The 24,144-nt window shown below is 70.0% G+C and carries 26 protein-coding genes; 6 read left to right on the forward strand and 20 right to left on the reverse strand.

Annotation, left to right across the window (positions count from 1 at the left end; all coding sequences use genetic code 11):
• Nucleotides 1-145: 145 nt before the first annotated feature.
• The gene (locus VFM98_RS05180) at nt 146-1,297 is read left to right on the forward strand and encodes an aminotransferase class V-fold PLP-dependent enzyme (protein ID WP_325108830.1); all 1,152 of its coding nucleotides are present in this window, start codon (nt 146-148) and stop codon (nt 1,295-1,297) included.
• A 27-nt stretch (nt 1,298-1,324) separates the two neighbouring features.
• Here VFM98_RS05180 and VFM98_RS05185 read toward each other — a convergent pair whose 3' ends face one another.
• The 5 genes from VFM98_RS05185 to VFM98_RS05205 all read right to left on the reverse strand — a co-directional run bounded on the left by VFM98_RS05185 (nt 1,325) and on the right by VFM98_RS05205 (nt 5,027).
• Nucleotides 1,325-1,639, reverse strand: coding sequence for a hypothetical protein (locus VFM98_RS05185; RefSeq protein WP_325108831.1), 315 nt, complete (start codon nt 1,637-1,639; stop codon nt 1,325-1,327).
• A 153-nt stretch (nt 1,640-1,792) separates the two neighbouring features.
• A complete protein-coding gene (locus VFM98_RS05190) occupies nt 1,793-2,119 on the reverse strand; it encodes a hypothetical protein (RefSeq protein ID WP_325108832.1) in 327 nt (108 codons plus the stop codon).
• Between the two features lie 175 nt (nt 2,120-2,294).
• Nucleotides 2,295-2,603, reverse strand: coding sequence for an MTH1187 family thiamine-binding protein (locus VFM98_RS05195; RefSeq protein WP_325108833.1), 309 nt, complete (start codon nt 2,601-2,603; stop codon nt 2,295-2,297).
• Between the two features lie 42 nt (nt 2,604-2,645).
• A complete protein-coding gene (locus VFM98_RS05200) occupies nt 2,646-3,179 on the reverse strand; it encodes a hypothetical protein (RefSeq protein WP_325108834.1) in 534 nt (177 codons plus the stop codon).
• 60 nt (nt 3,180-3,239) lie between these two features.
• The gene (locus tag VFM98_RS05205; RefSeq protein WP_325108835.1) at nt 3,240-5,027 is read right to left on the reverse strand and encodes a glutamine--tRNA ligase/YqeY domain fusion protein; all 1,788 of its coding nucleotides are present in this window, start codon (nt 5,025-5,027) and stop codon (nt 3,240-3,242) included.
• A 182-nt stretch (nt 5,028-5,209) separates the two neighbouring features.
• On the opposite strand from VFM98_RS05205, the gene VFM98_RS05210 reads away from it, so the two are divergent.
• A complete protein-coding gene (locus VFM98_RS05210) occupies nt 5,210-5,551 on the forward strand; it encodes a hypothetical protein (RefSeq protein ID WP_325108836.1) in 342 nt (113 codons plus the stop codon).
• A gap of 795 nt (nt 5,552-6,346) precedes the next feature.
• Here the strand turns inward: VFM98_RS05210 and VFM98_RS05215 are convergent.
• The 6 genes from VFM98_RS05215 to VFM98_RS05240 form a co-directional block, all read right to left on the reverse strand.
• Nucleotides 6,347-7,141, reverse strand: coding sequence for a LytTR family DNA-binding domain-containing protein (locus VFM98_RS05215; protein ID WP_325108837.1), 795 nt, complete (start codon nt 7,139-7,141; stop codon nt 6,347-6,349).
• Nucleotides 7,138-8,178 carry a sensor histidine kinase gene (locus tag VFM98_RS05220; protein WP_325108838.1) on the reverse strand — a complete coding sequence of 347 codons (1,041 nt, stop codon included), beginning with the start codon at nt 8,176-8,178 and terminating at the stop codon, nt 7,138-7,140. The genes VFM98_RS05215 and VFM98_RS05220 overlap by 4 nt, the downstream gene beginning before the upstream one ends.
• Entirely contained in the window at nt 8,175-8,477 is a 303-nt protein-coding gene (locus VFM98_RS05225; protein ID WP_325108839.1) for a 2TM domain-containing protein, read from the reverse strand. Before VFM98_RS05225 ends, VFM98_RS05220 begins: the two co-directional genes overlap by 4 nt.
• A gap of 13 nt (nt 8,478-8,490) precedes the next feature.
• Nucleotides 8,491-9,525 carry an alpha/beta hydrolase family protein gene (locus VFM98_RS05230; protein ID WP_325108840.1) on the reverse strand — a complete coding sequence of 345 codons (1,035 nt, stop codon included), beginning with the start codon at nt 9,523-9,525 and terminating at the stop codon, nt 8,491-8,493.
• Between the two features lie 15 nt (nt 9,526-9,540).
• Nucleotides 9,541-10,071 (reverse strand): DUF2306 domain-containing protein, encoded by a 531-nt coding sequence (locus tag VFM98_RS05235; RefSeq protein ID WP_325108841.1) that lies wholly within the window; start codon nt 10,069-10,071, stop codon nt 9,541-9,543.
• Nucleotides 10,072-10,247: 176 nt separating this feature from the next.
• Nucleotides 10,248-10,397 carry a hypothetical protein gene (locus VFM98_RS05240; protein ID WP_325108842.1) on the reverse strand — a complete coding sequence of 50 codons (150 nt, stop codon included), beginning with the start codon at nt 10,395-10,397 and terminating at the stop codon, nt 10,248-10,250.
• A gap of 137 nt (nt 10,398-10,534) precedes the next feature.
• On the opposite strand from VFM98_RS05240, the gene VFM98_RS05245 reads away from it, so the two are divergent.
• Nucleotides 10,535-11,362 carry an undecaprenyl-diphosphate phosphatase gene (locus tag VFM98_RS05245; protein ID WP_325108843.1) on the forward strand — a complete coding sequence of 276 codons (828 nt, stop codon included), beginning with the start codon at nt 10,535-10,537 and terminating at the stop codon, nt 11,360-11,362.
• On the opposite strand, the gene VFM98_RS05250 is transcribed toward VFM98_RS05245, so the two are convergent.
• The 9 genes from VFM98_RS05250 to VFM98_RS05290 form a co-directional block, all read right to left on the reverse strand.
• On the reverse strand, nt 11,322-12,098 hold the full coding sequence (locus VFM98_RS05250; RefSeq protein WP_325108844.1) for an alpha/beta hydrolase: 777 nt from the start codon (nt 12,096-12,098) through the stop codon (nt 11,322-11,324). The genes VFM98_RS05245 and VFM98_RS05250 overlap by 41 nt on opposite strands.
• A 97-nt stretch (nt 12,099-12,195) precedes the next feature.
• Entirely contained in the window at nt 12,196-13,005 is an 810-nt protein-coding gene (locus VFM98_RS05255; protein WP_325108845.1) for an alpha/beta hydrolase, read from the reverse strand.
• A gap of 40 nt (nt 13,006-13,045) precedes the next feature.
• Nucleotides 13,046-14,353, reverse strand: a complete 1,308-nt coding sequence (locus VFM98_RS05260; protein WP_325108846.1) for a TRAP transporter large permease — start codon at nt 14,351-14,353, stop codon at nt 13,046-13,048.
• A gap of 3 nt (nt 14,354-14,356) precedes the next feature.
• The gene (locus tag VFM98_RS05265) at nt 14,357-14,854 is read right to left on the reverse strand and encodes a TRAP transporter small permease (RefSeq protein WP_325108847.1); all 498 of its coding nucleotides are present in this window, start codon (nt 14,852-14,854) and stop codon (nt 14,357-14,359) included.
• Nucleotides 14,855-14,884: 30 nt separating this feature from the next.
• Entirely contained in the window at nt 14,885-15,880 is a 996-nt protein-coding gene (gene dctP, locus VFM98_RS05270) for a TRAP transporter substrate-binding protein DctP (protein WP_325108848.1), read from the reverse strand.
• 110 nt (nt 15,881-15,990) lie between these two features.
• Nucleotides 15,991-16,821, reverse strand: a complete 831-nt coding sequence (locus tag VFM98_RS05275) for a proteasome-type protease (protein ID WP_325108849.1) — start codon at nt 16,819-16,821, stop codon at nt 15,991-15,993.
• Nucleotides 16,818-19,409, reverse strand: coding sequence for a DNA mismatch repair protein MutS (mutS, locus tag VFM98_RS05280; RefSeq protein WP_325108850.1), 2,592 nt, complete (start codon nt 19,407-19,409; stop codon nt 16,818-16,820). Before mutS ends, VFM98_RS05275 begins: the two co-directional genes overlap by 4 nt.
• Nucleotides 19,410-19,448: 39 nt before the next feature.
• A complete protein-coding gene (locus VFM98_RS05285) occupies nt 19,449-20,519 on the reverse strand; it encodes a mechanosensitive ion channel family protein (protein WP_325108851.1) in 1,071 nt (356 codons plus the stop codon).
• A gap of 5 nt (nt 20,520-20,524) precedes the next feature.
• The gene (locus VFM98_RS05290) at nt 20,525-21,436 is read right to left on the reverse strand and encodes an inositol monophosphatase family protein (RefSeq protein WP_325108852.1); all 912 of its coding nucleotides are present in this window, start codon (nt 21,434-21,436) and stop codon (nt 20,525-20,527) included.
• A 246-nt stretch (nt 21,437-21,682) separates the two neighbouring features.
• On the opposite strand from VFM98_RS05290, the gene VFM98_RS05295 reads away from it, so the two are divergent.
• The 3 genes from VFM98_RS05295 to VFM98_RS05305 all read left to right on the forward strand — a co-directional run.
• Nucleotides 21,683-22,264 carry a 2-oxoacid:acceptor oxidoreductase family protein gene (locus tag VFM98_RS05295; protein ID WP_325108853.1) on the forward strand — a complete coding sequence of 194 codons (582 nt, stop codon included), beginning with the start codon at nt 21,683-21,685 and terminating at the stop codon, nt 22,262-22,264.
• Nucleotides 22,258-23,511, forward strand: coding sequence for a transketolase C-terminal domain-containing protein (locus VFM98_RS05300; protein ID WP_325108854.1), 1,254 nt, complete (start codon nt 22,258-22,260; stop codon nt 23,509-23,511). The genes VFM98_RS05295 and VFM98_RS05300 overlap by 7 nt, the downstream gene beginning before the upstream one ends.
• Before the next feature lies 1 nt (nt 23,512).
• Nucleotides 23,513-24,144 (forward strand): thiamine pyrophosphate-dependent enzyme (locus VFM98_RS05305; RefSeq protein WP_325108855.1); only part of this gene is annotated, 632 nt, incomplete at its 3' end.

Genomic DNA, 24,144 nt, shown 5'->3' on the forward strand with positions numbered 1-24,144 from the left:
GCCCCCGCGCGAGGCGCCGCGCCACGCCTGAGGGCGCCAACGCAAGTCCGCGGGCGCCTCGGGGGCAGTGACCGCCGTCAAGAAGGGCGCGGGCGGCGCAGTGTTAAGCTGCCCGTTTTCCATCTTCGTACGAGAGACCCCCCTCATGCCCGGACTGCTGCCCAACGTCGATCCCGAAGGCCTGCTCGAGTTCTCGGTCGTCTACACGGACCGCGCGCTCAATCACATGTCGCGCAGCTTCCAGGGCGTGATGAAGGACATCTCCGCGATCCTGAAGGAGGTCTACAACGCCCACGCCACGGCGCTGGTGCCGGGCAGCGGCACCTTCGGCATGGAATCGGTGGCGCGCCAGTTCGCCACCGGCAAGGACGTCCTCGTGATCCGCAACGGCTGGTTCAGCTATCGCTGGTCGCAGATCTTCGAGACCGGCCGGATCCCGAAATCCGAGACGGTGCTGAAGGCCCGCCGCCAGGGCAGCGGCCCCACCGCGCCGTGGGCGCCGGCCCCGGTCGCCGAAGTGGCGGCGGCGATCCGCGAGCAGAAGCCTGCGGTGGTGTTCGCCCCTCACGTCGAGACGGCCGCCGGCATCATCCTGCCCGACGACTACCTGCGTGCCGTGGCCGATGCCGTGCATTCGGTCGGCGGCCTGTTCGTGCTGGATTGCATCGCCTCCGGCGCGATGTGGGTGGACATGAAGGCCACCGGGGTGGACGTGCTGATCTCCGCGCCGCAGAAGGGCTGGAGCAGCTCGCCGTGCTGCGCGATGGTGATGCTCTCCGAGCGCGCCCGCAAGGCGATCGAGGAGACGGCCAGCACCAGCTTCTCGATGGACCTGAAGAAGTGGCTGCAGATCATGGAGGCGTACGAGGGCGGCGCCCACATGTACCACTCCACCATGCCGACCGATGCGCTGGTGCGCCTGGACGCCGCGATGAAAGAGACCCGCGCCCACGGCTTCGCCTGGGTCAAGGCGCAACAGGAGGACCTGGGCCGCAAGGTGCGCGCGCTGTTCGAGAGCCGCGGCCTGCCCAGCGTCGCCGCCGAGGGCTTCAAGGCGCCCGGCGTGGTGGTGAGCTACACCAGCGACCCCGAGATCCAGTCCGGCCGCAAGTTCCTCAACGAGGGCCTGCAGACCGCCGCCGGCGTGCCGCTGCAATGCGACGAGGGCGCGGACTTCAAGACCTTCCGCATCGGCCTGTTCGGCCTCGAGAAGTGGGTGCACGTCGACCGCTCGGTCGGCCACCTGCGCGACGCGCTGGACCGGCTGGGCGTCGTGGCGCCCGCCAAGGCGGCGTGATTCGTCCGGGCCGCGCAGGCGCGCGGCCTACCTGCGCAGCATCTTCGCGACCACGAAGCCGAAGCCCAGCGCCGCGGCCATCATGAGCCAGGGCCGGGCGGCCACCTGGCGCTGCACGCCGCGTTCGACCTGCAGCACCGGGCCCGGCGCCATGGCGCTCTCTGCGGCCATCTCCATCTCCATCTCCGCCTGCGACGGCGGCACCCAGCCGTCGGCGTAGACGCGCTGCGGCGCGACCTCCACCACCGTCAGTTCGACCTCGTCGGCCTCGTCGAGGAGGTCCGCGATGTCGGGCAGGTGCGTGTCGCCGGTGAGCTTGAGCCGGTTCTTGGGATGAGGCATGGAATCCGTCCTTGAAGTTCTTGTCTGCAGGCACTCTAGGGACGGTGCTTCGCGCGCGGCGTAGGAGGGATGCGGGAAAGCCCGCGCGGTGCAGTCCCGCAGCGCGGCCCGGGCGAAAGCCGGCCCAGGCGGGAACGCGGCGCGGCGCTTGCGCTACGCGATCCGCAGCGCGGTGGCCACGAAGGCCAGGATGGTCAGGCGCGCCTGTGCTTCGCACGCGTGCGTCTCGCCGCGCACGAGGATGATGTCGCCCCGCGGGCGGCCCTGGTACTGCAGCAGCACGCAGCCGTCGAGGCAGCGGACCTGGGTGGCGGACGTCGTCGTCTCGATCGCGAGGGTGTCGAGCGGATGCAGCGTGTGCGTGGGAGCGGGCGCCGGATCGGCGGCCGGCGCCGGATCGCCCAGCCCGCCGAACCAGCTGCTGGCGAACTGCTCGAAGTGCAGGCGCAGGGCGGGCAGGCTGGCGGTCAGTGCGTTCATGGCGGGTCCCCTCGGGCGCCGCTGCAGCCAGCGGCGGTGCAAGTCGAAACGTTCCCAGTAGCCAGGACGCATCGTCCCGAAGGCGACACCGCGGGTGTGGAGTCGGGCCTCTAAAACCTGCTCCATTTGGGCGAGCGTCCACGGCGAGCGTGAACTGCTCCGGCAGGGCAGCGCGTCAGGTCCGCAGCGGGCGGCCGACGTGGCCTTCCACCGCGTCGATCTTGCTGCGCAGGCGCGATTCGGTGCCGGCGCGGTAGTCCATCTTCAGGTTCATGGAGATGCGCCGGCAGTCCGCCTGCAGCACGCGGAAGCAGTCGCTGACGACGCCCATCACCACGTCGAAGTCGCCTTCGAGGATGGTGCCCATCGCGGTGAGCTGGTAGGTGACGCCGCTGCGATCGATCACGTCCAGGATGCGGGCGACGTGGCGCGAGAGGCTTTCGCCCTCGCCGGTGGGGGACATGGCGAATTCGAGCAGGACCATCGGTGGCTCCGTTCAGAGCATCCAATGTAGCAGCCGGCAGAGTTACGGCAACACGCTGCTGGCCGACGCTTCTTCCACGCGCCCCGTGGCCACCGCGGTGGTGCCGACCAGGAGGTGGAACACGGTCCCGGGGGCGAGTCGCGGCAGGGCCGCCGCAGGGCGCAGCAGTTCGATCGGCTGCGGTTGCGGCGCGGCCAGCGCCTGCGCCATCGGCATGGACAGGCGTGCGGTGAAGGCCTGGCCGGCGACGAGCAGCAGGCAGTCCGTCTGCTGCGCCTGCGACGACGCCTCGATCGTCTCCAGCCGCGCCTGCAGGTGCGGCGTGAAGGCGCTGCCGGCGGGGAAGGCGGCGCGCGGCAGTTCAGCAGCGGGCTGCGGGCGGCGCGGAAGGCGGCGGATCAGGTACGCGATGAGGTTGCCGACGGCCGGCAACCACAGCACCAGCAGCAAGGTGCCGACATCGTGCAGCGTCGAGGACGGCGCGGCGAACTTCCGGATCACGCCGCCCAATGCTGCCAAAAGCAGCAGGACGACCATCACCATGCGGCGGCGGGCGGGGGTGGCGATGAGGGCCATGGGGGATTGTGATGCCTCGCCGCACGCGGTCCGTGCCTCCAGGCCGCGGGGGGCGCAGGCCTACTTCCCGAACGAGTCCTTCAGCCCCGTCACGCGGTTGAACACGGGCCGCTCGCCGGGGACGTGGTCCTTGCGGTCCGCCACGAAATAGCCGTGGCGCTCGAACTGGAACTTCTCGTCGGGCTTCGCGCGGCTCAATGAGGGCTCGACGTACGCCGTCACCACCTTCAGCGAATCCGGGTTGATCTCCTCCAGGAAGTCGCGCTCGCCGGCGCCGGGCTGCGGCACGGTGAAGAGGCGGTCGTAGAGCCGCACTTCGGCCTTCACGCCGTCGGCCACGCCGACCCAGGTGATGTTGCCCTTCACCTTGACCGCGTCCGCACCCGGCGTGCCGCTCTTGGTGTCGGGAACCAGGCGCGCCTGCACTTCGGTCAGCGCACCGGAAGCACCGCGCGTGGCACCCACGCATTCCACCACGTACCCGTACTTCATCCGCACCTTGTTGCCCGGGAACAGGCGGAAGAAGCCCTTGGGCGGCGTGTCCTCGTAGTCCGTGCGCTCGATCCACAGTTCGCGCCCGAACATGAACTCGCGCCGGCCGCGCGCCGGGTCGTGCGGGTGCACCGGGGCGGAGCAAGGCTCCAGGTGGCCCGTGCCCATCACTTCGTCCCAGTTCGTGATCACCATCTTCACCGGATCCAGCACCGCCATCGCGCGGGCGGCCTTCGGGTCCAGGTCGTCGCGCAGCGCGATCTCCAGCGTCGAATAGTCGATCCACGAATCGGCCTTGCTCACGCCGATGCGGTCGGCAAAGAGCTGCAGCGACTCGGGCGTGTAGCCGCGCCGGCGCAGGCCGACGATGGTGGGCATGCGCGGATCGTCCCAGCCGCTCACCACCTTCTGCTCCACCAGCTGCTTGAGCTTGCGCTTGCTGGTCACCACGTAGGTGAGGTTCAGGCGCGCGAATTCGTACTGCCGCGGCGGCGGCGTGTTGATCAGGCCGCCTTCGCCCAGGCGGTCCACCAGCCAGTCGTAGAAGGGCCGCTGGTCCTCGAACTCCAGCGTGCAGATGCTGTGGGTGATGTTCTCCAGCGCGTCCTCGATCGGGTGCGCGAAGGTGTACATCGGGTAGATGCACCACTTGTTGCCCGTGTTGTGGTGCTCGGCGTGCTTGATGCGGTAGATGGTCGGGTCCCGCATGTTGATGTTGGGACTGGCCATGTCGATCTTCGCCCGCAGCACCGCCGCGCCGTCGGCCAGCTTGCCGTCGCGCATCTCGCGGAAGCGCGCCAGGTTCTCCTCGATCGAGCGGCTGCGGTAGGGGCTGTCGACGCCGGGCTTGCCGAAGTCGCCGCGGTTGACGCGCATCTGCTCCGGCGTCTGCTCGTCCACGTAGGCGAGCCCGGCCTCGATCAGGTACTCGGCCGCCCGGTACATGAAGTCGAAGTAGTCGCTGGCCTGATAGAGGTGGCTGGTGCCGGCCGCGTCCCAGGTGTAGCCGAGCCACTGCACGGCGTCCTTGATGCCCTCGACGTACTCGATCTCCTCCTTCTCGGGGTTGGTGTCGTCGAAGCGCAGGTGGCAGATGCCGGCGTAGTCGAGCGCCAGGCCGAAGTTCAGGCAGATGCTCTTGGCGTGCCCCACGTGCAGGTAGCCGTTGGGTTCGGGCGGGAAGCGGGTGCGGATCTTCGCGGGGTCCGGCTGGCCGTGGTGGTGATGCGCTGCGTCGCCGGGCGAGCCGCCCCACTGCCGGCCGCGGTAGGTGCCTTGCTCCAGGTCGCGTTCGACGACCTGGCGCAGGAAGTTGCTCGGGCGCGCGGCGGGTTCTTTTTCAGTGGCGGAAGGCATACACGGGGATTTTGGCATGACGGTTACACGGGCCCGGGCGACGAACTGCCGTGCCGGGCGGACGAGCGGACGGTCGAGTTACGCCCGGCAACGCATTTGACGTTCGGCACCTTGGTGTGGCCTGCGCGAGCACGTTAAATCAGGCGGCGGGGGCGTCGTCCCCGCAACAATGCAGGAAGTCTATGCAAAGGAAACATCTCCGCCCCCTCGCCGCCTTCGCCTTCGTGGCGCTGGCCGCCGGCACGGCCCAGGCGCGCGACAACGTCACCTGGTCGGTCGGCATCGAAGCCGCCCCGGGCGTCTCCGTCGGTGCCACCAATGCGCGGCCGGTGCTGGTCGCACCGCCGCCGGTGGTGGTCGCGCCGCAGCCGGTCTACGTGGCGCCGCGCCCCGTGGTCGTGCAGCGCAGCCCGGTCGTGGTGGTGGAACAGCCCGTCCACGTGGTGCCCGGCAAGCACAAGGGCCACCACAAGCACCATCACCATGACCGGCACGACCGGCACGATCGGCACGGTCACCATTGAATGCAGGCGCGGGGTCGTCGCCTCGTAACGACCCAGGATCTCCAAGCGAATTGGCCCCGGGCCCACAAGCCGGGGCCTTCTTTTTTCCTGGGCCCCTTGGTGGGTGGTCGCGCCGTCCCGCTATCGATCCGGTTGTGTTCTCGCCTTGGGACGCTGTTCGTCCCGCGAAGGCTGGGCTTCGGGCACCGGGAAGGGCGTCGGCAGCAGGGCCTTCAGGCGAAGCTGGTCTCGCAGGTGCGGCCGCACGCTGTCGGCCCCATGGCCGCTGTGCCCCCGCGCCGTCGCCCGCTCCACGAAGCCCTTCTGTCTTGCCGGTCCGCCCCCCCTTCGCCCGCCTTGCGCGCGCCGCCCTTCGGGGTCGGCCGCGCTGGTGGGTTTTCCGTCTTTCATGCGTTGTTCCTCTGAGTGAGTAACAGCGTAAGGCCGGTGTGAACCTTTCCATGCCGGTTGTGCCCGGCGGTAAACGTCGGACCGGTTCGACCGGGCTGTAGTCCGGAAGAGCACTGCGCGGCGGCACAAAAAAAGAACCCCCAGGCGGAACCTGGGGGTAACAATGCCAGTCGCGGGACGGAGGGCCGGACCAGCTCACCCCGGAGGAGGAGGGGACTCAGAGGAGTCGGGGTGACCGGGACGAAAGTCGCTGAGGGCTGTTGTGGGTGGAGACGCGCCTTTCGTGCAATTCGATGGCTTGTAGTAGAAGCGCCAGGCGCGCCACGCCCTGTAGGACGGAACCCACAGCCTCTGCCAGACGATGGCGCTACCTCCCGGGCCGCTCGCGAGTGGCGCCTCGCGCCGCTACATCGCGCGGAACAGGTGGGCGTACAGGCGGCTCACCGGCAGGCGCTCGGCGCGGCCGCGCAGCGCCAGGTGCAGCTTGCCGGCCTCGTCACGCTGCACGCTGTCGATGGCGGTGCAGCGCACCACGGTGCCGCGGTGCACCTGCCAGAACGCCTGGGGATCGAGCTGCGACAGCAGCTCCTTCAGTGGCGTGCGCACGAGAACCTCGCCGCGTTCCGCCACCACCCGCACGTACTTGTCGGCCGCCTCGAAGTAGACGACCTGTTCCACCGGAACCAGGCGGATGCTGCTGCCCACGCTGGCCTGGATCACCTTCAGCAGCGCTTGCGGCGCCGGCTGGCCCGCCTGCAGCAGGTGGCGCAGCTGGCCCAGGGTGGCTTCGAGCGCGGGGCCGCCCTGCGGCTGGCGGCGCGCGAGCACCTCGCGCAGCTTGTCCACCGTCTTGCGCAGCCGCGCGGGCTGCACGGGCTTGAGCACGTAGTCGACCGCCTGGGCTTCGAAGGCCTGCAGCGCGTACTGGTCGTACGCGGTCACGAACACCAGGGCCGGAAAAGCGGCGCCCTCGGGCCACGCGTCGGCCAGTTCGGCCGCGGCTTCGAGGCCACCCAGCCCCGGCATGCGGATGTCGAAGAACAGCACGTCGGGTCGGTGCTGCAGTGCGCTGCGCACGGCGGCCGCGCCATCGCCGACGCCCTCGACGACGTCGAGCTCGGGCCAGGCGGCGGCCAGCTCCGCGCGCAAGGCCTGGGCCAGCAGCGGCTCGTCTTCCGCGATGACGGCGGTGAACGTCATGCCGCCACCGGCAGCGCGATGCGGGCGTGCGCGCCGCCGGCGTCGGTGGAGAAATCGAGCGAGGCGCCGGCGCCGTGCAGCGAGGCGAGCCGCTCGCGGATCTGCACCAGGCCGAAGCCCTTGCCGCCGCTGCCGTGCCCGTTGGCACCCACGCCGCTGTCGCGCACCTCGATCACGACGTGCCCGCCCTCGCGCCGCGCGCGCACCTCGATGCGGCCGCCTTCCACCTTCGGCTCCAGGCCGTGCTTGATGCTGTTTTCCACCAGGGGTTGCAGCAGCAGGGCCGGCACGCTGAGCTCCGCCAGGTCCTCGGGCAGGTCCAGCGCGTAGGAAAGGCGCGGCCCCATGCGGATCGCCATCAGTTCCAGGTAGTCGTGCAGGCGCTCGAACTCGGTGCGCAGCGGGTGCGTGGTGGCGCGCGAGGCATCGAGCGTGGCGCGCAGGTAGGCGATCATGTGGTCCAGCATGGCCTGGGCCCGCGGCGGATCGACGGCGATCAGCGCGCGCAGGTTGGCCAGGGTGTTGAACATCATGTGCGGCTCGAGCTGCGTCTCCAGCAGCTTCAGGCGCGCGTCGTTGGCATGACGCTCCGCCTCGCGCATGCGGCGCAGGAGGTAGGCGCTCTTGTTGCGGGCATAGAACCAGTAGCTGCCGATGATGCCGGCGACCAGCGTGATGAGGAGGTCGGCACGCACCTCGGCCGCACCGTGCACGTGGTCCTCGAGCCCGTACAGGCCCACGTTGCGGCAGATGAGATCGGCCAGCGCGACGCCGATGAAGCGCCCCGCCACGATGCCGGCGGCGACCAGCGCGAAGCCGCGCCACCCGGGCGGCCAACCCGTCTCGCGCGCCGAGGGCATCACGGCGCGCCCGAGGTCCACCACGGCCCAGATGACGGTGCCGATGAACAGCGAGTAGACGAGGATCGGTGCGTAAGGCCGTTCGGGCGCGAAGGCGTATTGCACCGTGGCCACCGCGAGGCAGAACGCAAGCGTCTGCAGCAGGTGGCGCAGCTTGGCGAACCAGTCGATCGTCATGGCCGCGGCATGCGTTCCTGCTCGCGGCGCAGGCGCTCGCGCTCGCGCTCCAGCAGGCGGCGGCGGAAGCTGCTGCCTTCGCCCAGCATGAACACGGCCACGCCGTGCAGCGCCAGGCCCAGGCCCCAGCCGAGCAGCGGGAACACGGACCAGGGCCGGCGCCCGAAGGCGTAGGTGGATACGGCGAAGATGAACAGGTTCACCACCACGTACACCGTCGCGTGCAGGTACCACCCGAGCTTGGCGGCCGCGCGCTTGTGGGCGAGCCGCTCGAGGTCGTCGGGGGTCAGCGTGGCCATGTTCGGGTTCATTTTAGGGGAGCAGGTGGCGGGTGAAGAAGGCCGCGATGGCGCGATCCACGGCCGGCAACTGCGCGCGGTCGAAGCCGGGCGGATCGCCCAGCAGGTCGGCCGCGATCTCGCCCAGGCGCTCCGGCGGCGGGGGCGGCGAGAGCAGGGCGCCGTGGCCGCCCGTGGGCAGGTCGGCCAGCAGGGCGCAGCGCGGCGCGCAGGCCTTCAGGATCACGTCCGAATGCAGGGCGGGCGCCAGCCATTTGTCCTGCCTCGCGGTGACGAGCGCGAGCGGCACGCGCGGCGTGGCGAGCGACGCGGGGTCGAACACGGCCGCCGCGGGCACGCCCGACACCACCGCCTGCACGCGCGCGTCGTGGTGCGCGATCCAGGCCGGGTCGTCGAAGCGGCGGCGGATCACCAGCAGCGCCGCCTTCTTCTTCACCTCGTCCAGCGCGTTGCCTTTCAGGGCCGTGAGCAGGCCGACGCAGAAGGGGAAGTCGTCGCCGATGTGCGCCTCGCAGTGGCGCACGAATTGCGAGGGCGACCAGCGTCCGCCGGCGAAGGTGAGCGCCGTCAGGCCGCCGGCGGACATGCCGTAGACGCCGACGCGCCCGGCATCCACCAGGCCGGCGAAGCGGGGCGCCTGCACCACGGCGTCGATTGCGCGCGACGCTTCGGCGGGCCGGCGCTTCCAGCTCTCCGGGCCCGGCTCGCGGGGGTCGAGCGCGTTGTCGCCCCGGTGCAGCGGGACCGCCACCACGAAGCCGGCCTCGACCAGCGTGCGCGCCAGGTCGGTGTGCACCCAGGCGTTGCCGCCGCTGCCGTGGGAGATCACCACCAGGCGGCCGTTGCCGCGCTCGGGCGGCGCATCTTCGGCCGCGGCGAGCGTGAACGGGCCGCGCTGCACGGGGCGGTCGGCCTGCAGCGTCGGATAGAACACGGTGACCGGGTTGTCGCCCTGGACGCCGGGCAAGGTGGCGAGGCCGAGCCCGGCCTGGGCGGAGAACGCGGCCGCGGAGAGGACGGCCGCGAGCAGGAGGCGGATGTTGTGCATGGCGGTGCTCCCGGCTCAGGCGGGGTCGGAGACGGTGGCGAGGCGGGCGGCGCGTTGGCGGGATTGCAGCCAGGCCCCGAGGACCAGCGCTGCCAGCAGCGCCCAGGCCCACAGCGGCGTGTCCTGCACGACGGCCGCGAGCGGCGCCAGCTTGGGCCACAGCAGCCGGCCGAGGAAGCGCTGGGGCAGCAGCGTGAAGGCGCCGGCCACGACGCAGGCATGCAGGTAGAGCCTGCGCATGGTGCGCGCATGGCCCGCGATGTTGCCGCGGGCGAGGTGCCGGAAGGCGACGAAGAGCGACACCAGCGTCACCGGCACCAGCAGGTGGATCGGCGTGAAGCCGGCGAGGTTGGGCAGGCTGCGGTCGCGGATGAACAGCGCCGACAGCGCCGCGACGAGCATCAGCGCGACCCAGGCGATGCCGAAGGCGCGGTGCAGGCGGGGCCGCTGGCGGCTGCCGAGCCGGGCCCACAGGGCGACCGGGCCGGTGGCGAGCGCGCCGAGGGCGGCGCCCATGTGCAGGACGATGACGGGGGTGGGTTCCATGCGGGCTCCTCGTGGTGGGGAGCCCGAATGTGCGCGGGCGCGTCCGCGCCGGCGACCGCGGTGCGACGAAGCGCCGGAAAGGCGCCGTGAAACGCGCGGCGGCGGGAGCGGATGGCGTCGGCCGCGGAGGACCCGCACCGCGCCGGCGGGCCGTCGCTAAAGCTCGGGAAAGGGCGTCAGGCCCAGATCCGGCGGTGCTTTTCCGCCAGCTGCTGCTGCCGCAGCATGATCTTGGGCACGTCGGGATGCATCGGGCTGATCTCGCTCATGGCCCAGCGGTAGAAGGCCTGGGCGATCACGACATGGAGCAGGTGGAGGATCTTCATGGCTGCCAATGTGGCGCCGCCGCCGCGCAAAGCCTGTAGGTTCCCCGCGCAAGAGCCTTCCGCGCTTTTCGACACCGGCTGTCGGACGGAAGGCGGACCGCCGAGCCGCGATAATCCCGCCTTTTGCGGAGAGTTGCGTGGACGCTGTATTGCTGGTGAAGGCCGCGATCATGGGCATCGTGGAAGGGCTGACGGAGTTCCTGCCCATCTCCAGCACCGGCCACCTGATCCTCGCCGGCCACCTGCTGGGCCTCAGCGGCGAGCGCGACAAGGTGTTCGAGATCGCGATCCAGACCGGCGCCATCCTGGCGGTGATCCTCGTCTACTGGGCGAAGATCCGCGACACCATCGTGCGGCTGCCGAGCGAGCGGCAGGCGCAGCGCTTCGCCCTCAACGTGCTGATCGCCTTCATCCCCGCCGTCGTGCTGGGCCTGGCGCTCGGCAAGGCCATCCAGGCCCACCTGTTCACGCCGGGCGTGGTGGCCACCACCTTCGTGCTGGGCGCCTTCGTGATCCTGTGGGCGGAGGGACGGCGCCACCCGCCGGTGCGCATCCAGGAAGTCGAGGACATGGGCTGGAGCGACGCCCTCAAGGTGGGGCTGGTGCAGTGCCTGGCCCTGATCCCCGGCACCAGCCGCAGCGGCGCCACCATCATCGGCGGCATGCTGCTGGGCCTCTCGCGCAAGGCCGCGACCGACTTCTCCTTCTACCTCGCGATCCCGACCCTGATCGGCGCCGGCGTCTACAGCCTCTACAAGGAGCGCGCCGCCCTCAGCGCCGACGACCTGCCGATGTTCCTGGTGGGCCTGCTGTTCTCCTTCGTGAGCGCGTGGCTGTGCGTGCGCTGGCTGCTGCGCTACATCTCCACCCACAGCTTCACGCCCTTCGCCTGGTACCGGATCGCGTTCGGCGCGATCGTGCTGCTCACGTCCTGGACCGGCTGGATCGACTGGACCGCGGGCTGAGCACGCTGCGGCGGCGCACGTAGGGGCGCCAGCGGCCTTCGGGCTGGGCCAGCCGGTCGGCCACGATGCCCAGCACGTCCGGGTGCGAGGGCATGCCGAGGTGGCTGGCGTGCACGGCCACGTTCTCGGCGTCGCGCGCCGGCGCCTCCAGGCAGCCGCGCCAGCAGACCACGCCGTCGCTTTCGCTGTAGATCGAGGTCACCGGCACCGGCGGCCGCTGCCCCAGGCGCGACAGCAGCGCGGGGGTGAGCTGCGACAGGTCGCCGCCCAGCAGGCGGTAGAGGGTGCCGGCGTGGTTGGTGTCGATCGCCTTGTGCGGCGTGGCGAGCGTCACCACCTGGCGCACGCTCCCGGGGCAGCACTTGGCGATCTCGCGCGCATAGACGCCGCCGAGGCTCCAGCCGACCAGGCTCACCTTGCGCTCGTGGCGCGCATGCACTTCGCGCACCCGGCCGACCAGGGCCGTGAGCCACTCGTCGAAGGCGCCTTCCGGCCCGGTGTTCACGCCGAGTTCCCAGTCGTAGACGTCGAAGCCGCAGGCCTTGAGGTGGGCGCGCAGCGGCGCCGTGGTCATGGAGCCGGCGCCCAGGCCGGGGTAGACGATGACCGGGTGCCCGTCGCCCTGCACCCGTTGGGGCTGGCCCAGGTGGACGGCACAGAACTCGAGCGCGGCCCGCAAGGGTTCGGTGGCCAGCAGGGCCAGTGAGGGTGCGCGGAAGGTGAGTGACTGAGGCATCGGCCCCAGTGTTCTGTTTGCCGAAGAACGGACTTGTGGGCGCGAAAGGGACAGGCGTGTAGGACGCCGGCACTTCCGCGCCGTCGCCGCGCGGGAATCAGCCTGCCGTCGGCAGCGCCCGCAGCGCCGCCTCGATCGCCGCGGCCGTCGCCACCGGCTTCTCCATCGGGAACAGGTGGCTGCCGTCCATCATCGTCAGGCGCCCGGCGGTCACGCGCTGCGTCATCGCCAGGCCCACCTGGCCGATCTCCACCGACTGCAGGCCGCCGATGAAGGCCGCCGGGCAGCGCAGGGGATGCCGGCGCAGCACCCGTTCCAGGTTGTCCGGCAGCGTGTCGTAGATCGCGGTCTCGACGTCGCGGTCGAAGGCGAGGACGCGCTCGCCGCCTTCGTCCTGGGTGCCGTGGCCGATGTAGTCGGCCAGCACCTGCGCGTCCCAGCCGGCGAAGGCCTTCTTGTGGCGGAAGTGCTCCAGCGCCGCCTCGCGCGAGGGCCAGCGGTTGCGCCGCTTGCGGCTGACGGCACCGGGCGTGAGCGAGCCCACCAGCGGCGTGCTCTTCACCGCCCGCAGCGCGTGCGACTTCCAGCCGCCCACCAGGGGCGAATCGAGCAGCAGCACGCCGCGGGCGAGCTGCGGATGGCGCGCCGCGCACAGGATGCTCAGGAAGCCACCCAGCGAATGGCCGACCAGGTAAGCCGGCTTGCCGGCCTTCGCCACCTCGCGTTCGGCGAAGTCGTGCAGCTGCTGGATCAGGTGCGGCCAGTTGTTGGTGACCGGATAGGCGGCGTCGTGGCCGAATTTCTCCACTGCCTTGACCGTGAAGCCGCGCGATCGCAGCTCGCGGAACAGGACGTTGTAGGTGGAGGCGGGAAAGCTGTTGGCGTGGGAGAAGACGATCAGGGCCATCGGGGCGTCGCGGTGCGCGAGCCCGTATTCTGCCCTGCCGCTATCCCATCACCTTCGAGGGCAGCCAGGTGGCGAGTTCGGGGAACACGCACAGGATCAGGATCGCCAGCACCATGCACAGCATGAAGGGCAGCGAACCCTTGAGGATCGTGCCCAGGCGCACGTCCGGCGTGATGCCGTTGATCACGAACAGGTTCAGCCCCACCGGCGGCGTGATCAGCCCCAGCTCCATGTTGATGGTGAGGATCACGCCGAACCAGATCGGGTCGAACTGCGCCGCGTTGAGGATCGGCATCAGGATCGGCGTGGTCATGAGGATGATGGCCGCCGGCGGCAGGAAGCAGCCGGCCACCAGCAGCAGCACGTTGATCGCGAGCATGATCCACCAGCGGTTGACCTGCAGCTCGCCGATGCTGGCCGCCACCGCCTGCGTGACCTGCAGCGAGGACATCATGTAGCCGAACAGGATCGAGGCGCCGATGATCAGCATCAGCATGCCGGACTCGCGCAGCCCGTCGCGCAGGATGCGCCAGAGGTCCGCCGCGTTCCAGAGTCGGTAGATCACGACCACCATCACCAGGCACAGCATCGCGCCGACGCCCGCTGCCTCGGAGGGCGTGGCGATGCCGCCGTAGAGGGCGTAGATCACGCCCACGATCACGGCCAGGAAGGGCAGCAGCCTGGGCATCAGCTCCAGCTTTTCCTTCAGCGAGTAGCTGCGGTCCTTGTCCACGATCCTGGTGCCGCGCTTCCAGCTCAGGAACAGCGCCCAGGCCATGAACAGGCCGGTGAGCAGCAGGCCGGGGATGATGCCGGCGATGAACAGTCGCCCGATCGAGGTTTCGGATGCGATCCCGTACAGGATCATGGTGATGCTGGGCGGGATCAGGATGCCCAGCGTGCCGCCCGCGGCGATGGCGCCGGTGGCGAGGTCGGCGTCGTAGCCGCGCCGCCGCATCTCGGGGATGCCCATCTTGCCGATGGCGGCGCAGGTGGCCGGCGAGGAGCCGGTGAGCGCGGCGAACAGGGCGCAGGCGCCGATGTTGGAGATCACCAGCGAGCCGGGCACCTTGTGCAGCCAGCGCGCCAGCGCCTCATAGAGGTCGCTGCCGGCGCGTGACGAGGCCACCGCCGCGCCCATGATGATGAACATGGGCAGCGACACCAGGGTGAAGTCGTTCAGGCCGGAGAAGAAGGTTTCCGGGACGAAGTTGACGCTGTTCCAGCCGTCCATGAAGATCATGAAGCCCAGGGCCACGCTGCCCAGGGCGAAGGCGATCGGCATGCCGGTGGCCAGCACCGCGCACGTCACGACGAAGATCAGCAGGCCGATGGCCAGGGGACTCATGGTCTAGATTCCTTCCTCCGGCGCCAGGCCGAAGGGCAGGTCGCTGCCGGTGGCCACCGCATAGATCTCGGCGACGTACTGCAGCGCCAGCAGCGCCAGGCCGACGGGCACCGACAGGTAGGGGATCCACAGGCGCGCGCGCCAGATGGTGGAGGTGGTCTGGTTGGAGGCCCAGGTCTCGTACCACCACGGGATCGAAGCCCACAGGAACAGCAGGCAGAACACCAGCGCCAGGATGCTGCCCACCAGGTGCAGCCGCAGGCGCGCCTGGTGCCCCACCATCAGCGGCAGCACGTCCACGTTGACGTGGCCGCGCGTGAGCAGGATGTAGGGCGCGCCGAGGAAGGTGGCGGCGATCAGCGCGAAGGTGACGAACTCGGTCTGCCAGATGGACGACTCGCCCAGCACGGCGCGCACGAACACCATCTGGCAGACGATGCCGACCGACAGCAGGATCAGGCCGGCGGAGAAGACCCCGAAAGCGCGGGACAGGGCATGCACCCCCCGGACCCAGGCGGGATGGTGCCGCACTTACTTGACGCTCAGCGCTTTCTCGATCAGCTCCTTGCCGCCCGGAACCTTTTCCGCGAACGCCTTGTAGGAGGTCTTCTGCGCCACGGCCCGCCAGGCTTCGGCCTCTGCCGGCGTGAGCGTGACGACTTCGGCCTTGTTCTTGCGGAACACTTCGACCATCTCGTCGTCGAGCTTCTTCGACTCGCGGCTGAAGTATTCCTCCGCCTTCTTCGAGGCCTCGGTCAGGGCGCGCTTCTGGGCGTCGTTGAGCTTGTCCCAGCTGCGCTTGGAGATCAGCACCGGCTCGTACATGAACCACAGCGCGTTGTCGCCGGGCGCGGTGACGCACTTCAGCTGCTCGTAGAGGCGGAACGAGACGAAGCTGCTGGTGGAAGTGTCGGTGGCCTGGGCCACGCCTTGCTGCAGCGCGTTGTAGACCTCGTTGGACGGGATCGAGACGATGGAGGCGCCGGCGCCGGCCCACATCTGCGCGAAGGTGGCGCCGGCGGAGCGCACCTTCAGCCCCGAGGCGTCCTGCGGGTTGCGGATGCACTTGTCCTTGGCGCCGAAGGCGCCGGCCAGCCAGGCGTCGGCCAGCACGTGGACGCCGCCCTTCTCGATGACGTCCTTGATGTCCTTCATGAAGGGCGACTTGTTCAGGCGGTCGGCGTGGGCGTGGTTCTTCACCAGCCCCGGCATCAGCGTGGCGCCGAACTGCGGGTGGAAGCCCGAGGCGTAGTCCAGCGGGAAGGAGCTCATGTCGATCTGGCCGCTCAGCATCGCCTTCCACTGCTCGGTGGCCTTCACCAGGCTGGAGCCGGGGAAGACCTTGATGTCGAGGCCGACGTTCGCCTTGGCGACGTCGCGCGCGATCATCTGGACCATCTCGTCGCGCACGTCGCCCTTGCCGCCGGGGAACTGGTGGGATGCCTTGAGGGTGATGTTGTCGGCGTGGACGGGGGCCGCCAGGGCAATGGCGGCCAGCCCCACGAGGGTGAGGGATCGAATGGCCATGCGGGTCTCCTGATGCTCGTTGCTTTGGCCCGAATCCTCAGGGCGCAACGGCCGCGTCGGCCATCGGTGATTACCATGAAGGCGGCCGTTTTGCCCGGCCGCCGGGCCCATCAGATCAGCTTTTCGTCAGGTCGGGAGATCTTCTTGAGGGGCTTGGCCCGCCCGCCCGCGGGGGTGCGCAGCGGCGTCTCGGTGTGGCTCTCGTCCCAGACCGGGTCGTCCAGGCTGTCGAACACCTCGCGCAGCTTCTGGCCCCAGCCCAGGTGCAGCATGCGGAAATAGGGGTTCTGCATGTCGATGCAGACGATCTTGTCGGTCTCGAAGCGGTTGGCCTCGTACACCACCAGGTCCAGCGGCGGGCCGACCGAGAGGTTGGACTTCATGGTGGAGTCCATCGAGACCAGGGCGCACTTGGCGGCCTCGTCCAGGTCGGTGTCGGGCGTGATCACCCGATCGAGCACCGGCTTGCCGTACTTGTACTCGCCGACCTGGAAGTAGGGCGTCTCCGCCGTCGCCTCGATGAAGTTGCCGGCCGAATAGACCTGGAACAGGCGCATGCCCTCGCCCCGGATCTGGCCGCCGAAGACCAGGTTGACGTTGAACTCCACGCCGGCGTTCTTCAGCGCCTCGGCATCGCGGTCGTAGACGTGGCGCACGGCCTGGCCCAGCACCCGGCAGGCGTCGAACATGCTCGTCGCGTTCCAGATCGTGATCGGTTCCGGGCTGTTCGGCTCCCGCAACTGCTCCACCTGCAGGATCTCGCGCACCGACTGCGAGATGCTCAGGTTGCCGGCCGACAGCAGCACCATGAAGCGGTCGCCCGGCTTCTCGTAGACGATCATCTTGCGGAAGGTGCTGATGTTGTCGACCCCCGCGTTGGTGCGCGAGTCGGACAGGAACACCAGGCCCGCATTGAGCTTGATGCCGACGCAGTAAGTCATGGTTGGAGCAGCTTCCTGAGCGTGTAGAGCGCGTCGAGCGCATCCCGGGGGCTGAGCGCGTCCGGGTCCAGCGCCGCGAGCGCGGCTTCCACCTTGCTGGGGGCCGGGGCGTCGGCGGCGGGGGGCGGCGCGAACAAGTCTACCTGCTCGCGGCTCTGCTCCTGGTGCTGCTCCAGGGCCGCCAGCGCATGGCGGGCGTGGTTGACCACGCCGGCCGGCATGCCCGCCAGCCGCGCCACCTGGATGCCGTAGCTGCGGCTGGCGGGGCCCGGCTGGATCTCGTGCAGGAACACGATGTCCGAGCCGGACTCCGTCGCGCCCACGTGCACGTTGACGGCGCAGTGGTGCTTCGCCGGGAACTCGGTGAGCTCGAAGTAATGGGTGGCGAACAGCGTGAAGGCCTGCGTGCGGTCGTGCAGGTGGGCCGCGATGCCGGAGGCGAGCGCCAGCCCGTCGAAGGTGGAGGTGCCGCGGCCGATCTCGTCCATCAGCACCAGCGACTGCGCCGTGGCGCCGTGCAGGATCTGCGCGGCTTCCGTCATCTCCAGCATGAAGGTGGATTGCGCGTTGGCCAGGTCGTCGGCCGCGCCGATGCGGGTGTGGATGGCGTCCATGGGCCCGAGGCGGCAGGCCTGCGCGGGCACGTAGGAGCCCATGGCGGCCAGCAGGCAGATCAGCGCCACCTGGCGCATGTAGGTCGATTTGCCGCCCATGTTGGGGCCGGTGATCACCTGCATCCGCTGCTTCGGGCCGAGGCGCGTGTCGTTGGGGATGAAGGCGCCGGCGCTGGTTTCGGCCAGGCGCGCCTCCACCACCGGGTGGCGGCCTTGCGCGATCTCGATGCCCGGCTCCTTCATGAACTGCGGCCGGCACCAGTTCAGGGTGAGCGAACGCTCGGCCAGCGCGCACAGGGCGTCGAGCGTGGCGAGCGCCCGCGCGAGCCGCGCCAGGGCCGGCACGTGTTCCTGCAGGGCGTCGAGCAGCTGCTCGTAGAGCCACTTCTCGCGCGCCAGCGCGCGCTCCTGCGCCGACAGCGCCTTGTCCTCGAAGGCCTTGAGCTCCGGGGTGATGAAGCGCTCGGCGTTCTTCAGCGTCTGGCGGCGCTTGTAGTCGTCCGGCACCTTGTCCAGCTGCCCCTGCGTGACTTCGATGTAGAAGCCGTGCACCTTGTTGTACTGCACGCGCAGGTTGGCGATGCCGCTGCGGGCGCGCTCGCGCGCCTCCAGCTCCAGCAGGAAGCCGTCGCAGTTGTCCTGGATGGCGCGCAGTTCGTCCAGTTCGGCGTCGTGGCCGGCCGCGATCACGCCGCCGTCGCGCACCAGCGCCGCCGGGTCCTCGCGCAGGGTGCCCACCAGGCGCTCGGCGCAGCCGGGCGGCGGCTGCAGGTCGCGCGCCGTGCCGGCCAGCAGGCCGGGCAGGCCCTCGACGAGCGACGAGAGATGCTGCGCCTTCTCCAGCGCCCAGCGCAGGCCCACCAGCTCGCGCGGGCGCGCCTGGCGCAGCGCGATGCGGGCCGTGATGCGCTCGACGTCGCTCACGCCCTTCAACTCGCCGCGCAGCCGCTGGTACAAGCCTTCGCGCAGGCCGCCGATCGCATCCAGCCGCTGGCCGGCGACGGTGCGGTCGCGCAGCGGTTCCAGCAGCCAGGACTTGAGCATGCGGCTGCCCATGCCCGTCATGCAGGTGTCCAGCAGCGAGAAGAGGGTGGGGCTGTCCTCGCCGCGCAGTGTCTGCACCAGTTCCAGGTTGCGGCGGGTGGCGGGCGGCAGCTCGATGCGTTCGCCGTCGCGCACCACCTGCAGCTGGCGCACGTGCGACAGCGCCCGGCCCTGGGTATGTTCGGCGTAGGCGAGCAGGGCGGCGGCGGCGGCGTGCGCGTGCGGCAGTTCGTCCGCGCCCCACGCGGCCAGGCTGGCGGCCTGCATCTGTTCGAGCAGCTTGCGCTGGCCGAGGCCGGCGTCGAACTGGAACTCGGGCCGCTGCGTCAGCGGGATGGAGCCGCGCAGCAGCTGCAGCCGGTCGCGGAAGGCCGGCGTGACGTCGGCGGCGTGCAGCAGTTCGCTCGGCGCGATGCGCACGATCCAGTCGCCCAGCGCGTCGCCGTCGCATTCGGCCAGCTGCAGCGCGCCCTGCGTGACACTGAGCCAGGCCAGCCCCAGCTTGTGGCGCGGGCCCTGGTGCACGGCCAGCAGCACCGCCTCGGACTTCTCGTTCAGGAGTTCGCTGTCGGTGAGCGTGCCGGGGGTGACCACCCGGATCACCTTGCGCTCCACCGGTCCCTTGGCCGCACCGACCTCGCCCACCTGTTCGCAGATGGCGACCGATTCGCCGCAGCGGATCAGGCGCGCGAGGTAGCTCTCCACCGAGTGGAAGGGCACGCCCGCCATGACCACCGGCTCGCCGGCGGACATGCCGCGGCGCGTCAGCGTGATATCGAGCAGCCGCGCCGCCTTCTCGGCGTCGTCGTAGAACAGCTCGTAGAAGTCCCCCATGCGGTAGAAGACAAGGGTTCCGGGGTACCCCGCCTTGATGGCGAGGTACTGCTGCATCATGGGGGTATGGGCGCTGAGATCGGGGACGGCGGACATGCAGCCGCGATTCTCCGGTATTTCCCCCGGCGCACCGGCTCAGGCCGTCTCCGCTTCCCGGATCTCGTTGAAATTCCGCACCACCGGCAGCGCCTGCGGATGCTCGCGCGCGAGGAAGGTGACCAGGCCCTCGCGGACGCGGCAGCGCAGGTCGAAGGCCTTGCCGGAATTCGAGGCGGAGACCAGCACCCGCACCTGGATGCAGCGCTCGGTGGTGTCCGTCACCTGCACCACGAACACGCGGCCGTCCCACTCGGGCGCGGACTCCACGATCCGCTTGGCCTCGGCCCGCACCGCGTCCAGCGGCGTCGCGTAATCCAGGTAGAGGAACACGGTGCCCAGGATATTGGAGCCGGTGCGCGTCCAGTTCTCGAACGGGTTCTCGATGAACCACTGCAGCGGGATCACCAGGCGGCGCTCGTCCCAGATCTTCAGCACCACGTAGGTGCCGGTGATCTCCTCGACCCGGCCCCACTCGCCCTTGACGATCAGCACGTCGTCGATGCGGATCGGCTGCGCCAGCGCCAGCTGCACGCCGGCGATCAGGTTGCTGAAGATGGGCCGCGCCGCCAGGCCGGCCACCAGACCCAGCACGCCGGCCGAGGCGAGCAGGCTGGCCCCGAGCTGGCGCGCGCCCGGGAAGGTCATGAGGCCGATGGCGATGCCGGCGATCAGCACCAGCACCATCGCGCTGCGCGAGAGCACGCGTGTCTGCGTCTCGATCCGGCGGGCCTGGAGGTTGTCCTCCACGCTCCTCGGGTTGCTCTCGATCACGCCGTTGGCCAGGCCCTCGATGGTCTCGAGCAGCAGCCAGGTGACCGCGGCGATCAGCAGCAGCCCCGCCGTGTGGCGAACGAAGCCGATCGAGGCCAGGTTGTCGGGCGCGGAGCCGAACACCACCTGCATCGCCAGCAGCGGCAGGGTGACGGCCGCGGCGCGCTCGGTGCAATCGAGCATCGAGCGCATGACGATCGAATTGCGCGTCATGCGCTTGAGCAGTGCGCGCAGCGAAACGTGCACCACCGTGGCCCCCAGCGCCGCAACGAGCGCGACGATCAGGGTGAACAGCCAGGTGGGATTGTCTTGAACTTGCTGGATCCAGGCCGCCACTGTGCTCAGGCCTCCTGCGGCGGGGGATCGTCGGCCTGCACGCCGGGCTGCGGCATGCCTTCCACCAGCTGCGGCGTGTTCTGGCGCACGTCCGCCTTGTCGCCGGCGCTGGCGAACTTGCTGTACTTCGACAGCAGCTTCACCAGTTGCCCGTAGATGCGCGGGTTGCCCGCCACGATCTCGCGCTGCTCCAGGAAATCGGCCTCGCCGGTGAAGTTGCCTACCAGCCCGCCGGCCTCGGTGATCAGCAGCGAGCCGGCGGCCACGTCCCAGGGCGAGAGCCCGGTCTCGAAGAAGCCTTCGGTGTAGCCGGCGGCCACGTAGGCGAGGTCCAGCGCGGCGGCGCCCGGGCGGCGCAGGCCGGCGGTGCGCTTCATGACGTCGGCCATCATGCGCAGGTACACGTTGAAGTTGTCGCCCGGGCGGAACGGGAAGCCGGTGGAGACCAGCGATTCCTTCAGCTGGGTGCGCTTGCTCACGCGGATGCGCCGGTCGTTGAGGAAGGCGCCGCGGCCGCGGGTGGCGGTGAAGAGGTCGTTGCGGGTGGGGTCGTAGATCACGGCCTGCTCGACGCGCCCCTTCACGAGCAGCGCGATGCTGACGCAGTAGACGGGAAAGCCGTGGATGAAGTTGGTCGTGCCGTCCAGCGGGTCGATCAGCCACACGTGATCGGACGCCGCCCTGCCGTGCTCGCGCCCGGACTCCTCGGCCCAGATGCCGTGGTCGGGGTAGGCCCCCAGCAGCGTGTCGATGATGGCGCGCTCGGCGGCGTGGTCGATCTCGGTGACGAAGTCGTTGGTCTGCTTCTGCGAGATGCGCACGGCTTCGACGTCGAGCGCCGCGCGGTTGATGATCGCGCCGGCGGCGCGGGCGGCCTTGACGGCCACGTTGAGCATGGGGTGCTGGTTGGACGACATGAGTTGTTCAAGAGCATCGTCCGCGAACGGACGGGACGCACTCCGGCGATGCGGATTGCCACGATAGCCCGATTTTAAGGCCGGGCCTGTCGGAGCCCGCCGACGCCTGCGCCCGGGGCCGGAGTTTGAGCCCGCTCAGGGTCCCGCGCGGGCCCGCCGGAGCGCCGGATGGCGCTTGATGCACGTCAACGGGCGCATTTCGCAATCTGCGAACAATTTCCACCTGACGAACTAACGGGATCCGAAATGTTGCAGATCCGGCTCCATGGCCGTGGCGGCCAGGGCGTGGTCACCGCGGCCGAGATGCTCTCGCTGGCCGCCTTCGAACAGGGCCGCCACGCGCAGGCCTTCCCCAGCTTCGGCTCGGAACGCACCGGCGCGCCGGTGGTCGCCTTCTGCCGCATCGACGACCGCGAGATCCGCTTGCGCGAGCCGGTGCTGCAGCCCGACGTGCTGATCGTGCAGGACCCGACGCTGCTGCACCAGGTGGACGTGTTCCAGGGCCTGAAGGAAGACGGCTACGTCCTGATCAACAGCAAGCGCAGCTTCGAGGAGCTGGGCGTGGGCGAGGTCGCGAGCCGCTTCCGGCCCGAGCGCCTGGCCACCGTGCCGGCCACCGAGATCGCGCTGCGCCACCTGGGCCGGCCGCTGCCCAACGCGGTGCTGCTCGGGGGGCTGGCGGCGCTGTCCGGGCTGGTGACGCTGCAGGCGGTGCAGCACGCCATCCGCCACACCTTCGGCGGCAAGGTCGCCGCGGCCAACGAGGCCGCCGCCGCCGAGGCCTTCGAGTACGTGACCCGTGAAATGCAGGAGCAGAAGGCATGCTGAAACAGATCGAAGGCTCGCGGGCCGTCGCCGAGGCGGTGGCGCTGTGCCGCCCCGAGGTGATCTGCGCCTATCCCATCTCGCCCCAGACCCACATCGTGGAGGGGCTGGGCGAACTGGTGAAGAGCGGCGAGCTCTCGCCCTGCGAGTTCATCAACGTGGAAAGCGAGTTCGCCGCCATGAGCGTGGCGATCGGCGCTTCGGCCGCCGGCGCGCGCAGCTACACGGCCACCGCGAGCCAGGGCCTGCTGTTCATGGCCGAAGCCGTCTACAACGCCTCGGGCCTGGGCCTGCCGATCGTGATGACGGTGGCCAACCGGGCGATCGGCGCGCCGATCAACATCTGGAACGACCACAGCGACTCCATGAGCCAGCGCGATTGCGGCTGGCTGCAGCTGTTCGCCGAGACCAACCAGGAGGCGGCCGACCTGCACATCCAGGCCTTCCGCCTGGGCGAGGAGCTGTCGATGCCGGTGATGGTCTGCATGGACGGCTTTATCCTCACGCACGCCGTGGAGCGGGTGGACCTGCCGACGCAGGCGGAGGTGGATGCCTTCCTGCCGCCCTACGAGCCGCGCCAGGTGCTGGACCCGAAGGAGCCGGTCTCGATCGGCGCCATGGTGGGCCCGGAGGCCTTCATGGAAGTGCGCTACCTCGCGCACGCCAAGCAGACGATGGCGCTGGAGCGCATCCCGGTGATCGCGCAGGAATTCGAACAGCGCTTCGGCCGCGCCTCCGGCGGCCTGGTGCGCCCTTACCGCTGCGAGGACGCCGAGACCATCGTGGTGGCGCTCGGCTCGGTGCTGGGCACGATCAAGGACACGGTGGACGAGATGCGCGCCGCCGGCGTGAAGATCGGCGTGCTGGGCATCCAGTCCTACCGGCCGTTCCCGCTGGCCGCCGTGCGCGCGGCGCTGCAGGAAGCGAAGCGCGTCGTGGTGGTGGAAAAGAGCTTCTCGGTCGGCCTGGGCGGCATCGTCTCCACCGACGTGCGGCTCGCGCTCTCGGGCATCCAGCTGCAGGGCTACACGGTCATCGCCGGCCTGGGTGGCCGGGCGATCACCAAGGCCTCGCTGGCGCGCGCCTTCGCCGACGCGATTGCCGGCCAGCTGCAGCCGCTGACCTTCCTCGACCTGGACTGGCGCATCGTCAACCGCCAGCTCGAACGCGAACGCCAGACGCGCCGCAGCGGCCCGATCGCCGAGAACCTGCTGCGCGACGTCGGCACCGTCGCTGCCAAGGTGGCCTGACATGAGCATGCAACCCATCAAGTTCTACCAGACCGGCACCTTCACGGTGGGCAACCGCCTGCTGGCGCCGGAGCAGCGTTCCGTGCAGGCCAGCATCGAGCGCAGCAACTCGCTCAACTCCGGCCACCGCGCCTGCCAGGGCTGCGGCGAGGCGCTGGGCGCCCGCTACGCGGTGGACGCCGCGATGCGCGCCACCAGCCGCCAGCTGATCGCGGCCAATGCCACCGGCTGCCTGGAGGTGTTCTCCACGCCGTATCCGGAAACGTCCTGGCAGCTGCCCTGGATCCACTCGCTGTTCGGCAACGCCGCGGCGGTGGGCACCGGCATCGCGGCGGCGCTGAAAGTCAAGGGCCGCAAGGAGGTGCGCGTGATCGCCCAGGGCGGCGACGGCGGCACCACCGACATCGGCTTCGGCTGCCTCTCGGGCATGTTCGAGCGCAACGACGACGTGCTCTACATCTGCTACGACAACGAGGCCTACATGAACACCGGCGTGCAGCGCTCCTCCGCCACGCCGGCGGCGGCGCGCACCGCCACCACCATGGCGGTGGGCGACGAGCCGGGCGCCACCTTCGGCCAGGGCAAGAACCTGCCGCTGATCGCGATGGCGCACGAGATCCCCTACGTGGCCAC

Source organism: Ramlibacter sp. (assembly GCF_035706265.1).
GTDB lineage: Bacteria > Pseudomonadota > Gammaproteobacteria > Burkholderiales > Burkholderiaceae_C > Ramlibacter.

Coding starts and splice junctions, on each gene's coding strand:
- VFM98_RS05300 (WP_325108854.1), top strand. CDS start 22,258: ATGCTGAAACAGATCGAAGGCTCGCGGGCCGTCGCCGAGGCGGTGGCG.
- VFM98_RS05275 (WP_325108849.1), bottom strand. CDS start 16,821: ATGACTTACTGCGTCGGCATCAAGCTCAATGCGGGCCTGGTGTTCCTG.
- VFM98_RS05210 (WP_325108836.1), top strand. CDS start 5,210: ATGCAAAGGAAACATCTCCGCCCCCTCGCCGCCTTCGCCTTCGTGGCG.
- dctP (WP_325108848.1), bottom strand. CDS start 15,880: ATGGCCATTCGATCCCTCACCCTCGTGGGGCTGGCCGCCATTGCCCTG.
- VFM98_RS05225 (WP_325108839.1), bottom strand. CDS start 8,477: ATGGCCACGCTGACCCCCGACGACCTCGAGCGGCTCGCCCACAAGCGC.
- VFM98_RS05250 (WP_325108844.1), bottom strand. CDS start 12,098: ATGCCTCAGTCACTCACCTTCCGCGCACCCTCACTGGCCCTGCTGGCC.
- VFM98_RS05220 (WP_325108838.1), bottom strand. CDS start 8,178: ATGACGATCGACTGGTTCGCCAAGCTGCGCCACCTGCTGCAGACGCTT.
- VFM98_RS05200 (WP_325108834.1), bottom strand. CDS start 3,179: ATGGCCCTCATCGCCACCCCCGCCCGCCGCCGCATGGTGATGGTCGTC.
- VFM98_RS05215 (WP_325108837.1), bottom strand. CDS start 7,141: ATGACGTTCACCGCCGTCATCGCGGAAGACGAGCCGCTGCTGGCCCAG.
- VFM98_RS05230 (WP_325108840.1), bottom strand. CDS start 9,525: ATGCACAACATCCGCCTCCTGCTCGCGGCCGTCCTCTCCGCGGCCGCG.
- VFM98_RS05235 (WP_325108841.1), bottom strand. CDS start 10,071: ATGGAACCCACCCCCGTCATCGTCCTGCACATGGGCGCCGCCCTCGGC.
- VFM98_RS05190 (WP_325108832.1), bottom strand. CDS start 2,119: ATGAACGCACTGACCGCCAGCCTGCCCGCCCTGCGCCTGCACTTCGAG.
- VFM98_RS05185 (WP_325108831.1), bottom strand. CDS start 1,639: ATGCCTCATCCCAAGAACCGGCTCAAGCTCACCGGCGACACGCACCTG.
- mutS (WP_325108850.1), bottom strand. CDS start 19,409: ATGTCCGCCGTCCCCGATCTCAGCGCCCATACCCCCATGATGCAGCAG.
- VFM98_RS05205 (WP_325108835.1), bottom strand. CDS start 5,027: ATGCCTTCCGCCACTGAAAAAGAACCCGCCGCGCGCCCGAGCAACTTC.
- VFM98_RS05260 (WP_325108846.1), bottom strand. CDS start 14,353: ATGAGTCCCCTGGCCATCGGCCTGCTGATCTTCGTCGTGACGTGCGCG.
- VFM98_RS05290 (WP_325108852.1), bottom strand. CDS start 21,436: ATGTCGTCCAACCAGCACCCCATGCTCAACGTGGCCGTCAAGGCCGCC.
- VFM98_RS05255 (WP_325108845.1), bottom strand. CDS start 13,005: ATGGCCCTGATCGTCTTCTCCCACGCCAACAGCTTTCCCGCCTCCACC.
- VFM98_RS05295 (WP_325108853.1), top strand. CDS start 21,683: ATGTTGCAGATCCGGCTCCATGGCCGTGGCGGCCAGGGCGTGGTCACC.
- VFM98_RS05240 (WP_325108842.1), bottom strand. CDS start 10,397: ATGAAGATCCTCCACCTGCTCCATGTCGTGATCGCCCAGGCCTTCTAC.
- VFM98_RS05195 (WP_325108833.1), bottom strand. CDS start 2,603: ATGGTCCTGCTCGAATTCGCCATGTCCCCCACCGGCGAGGGCGAAAGC.
- VFM98_RS05180 (WP_325108830.1), top strand. CDS start 146: ATGCCCGGACTGCTGCCCAACGTCGATCCCGAAGGCCTGCTCGAGTTC.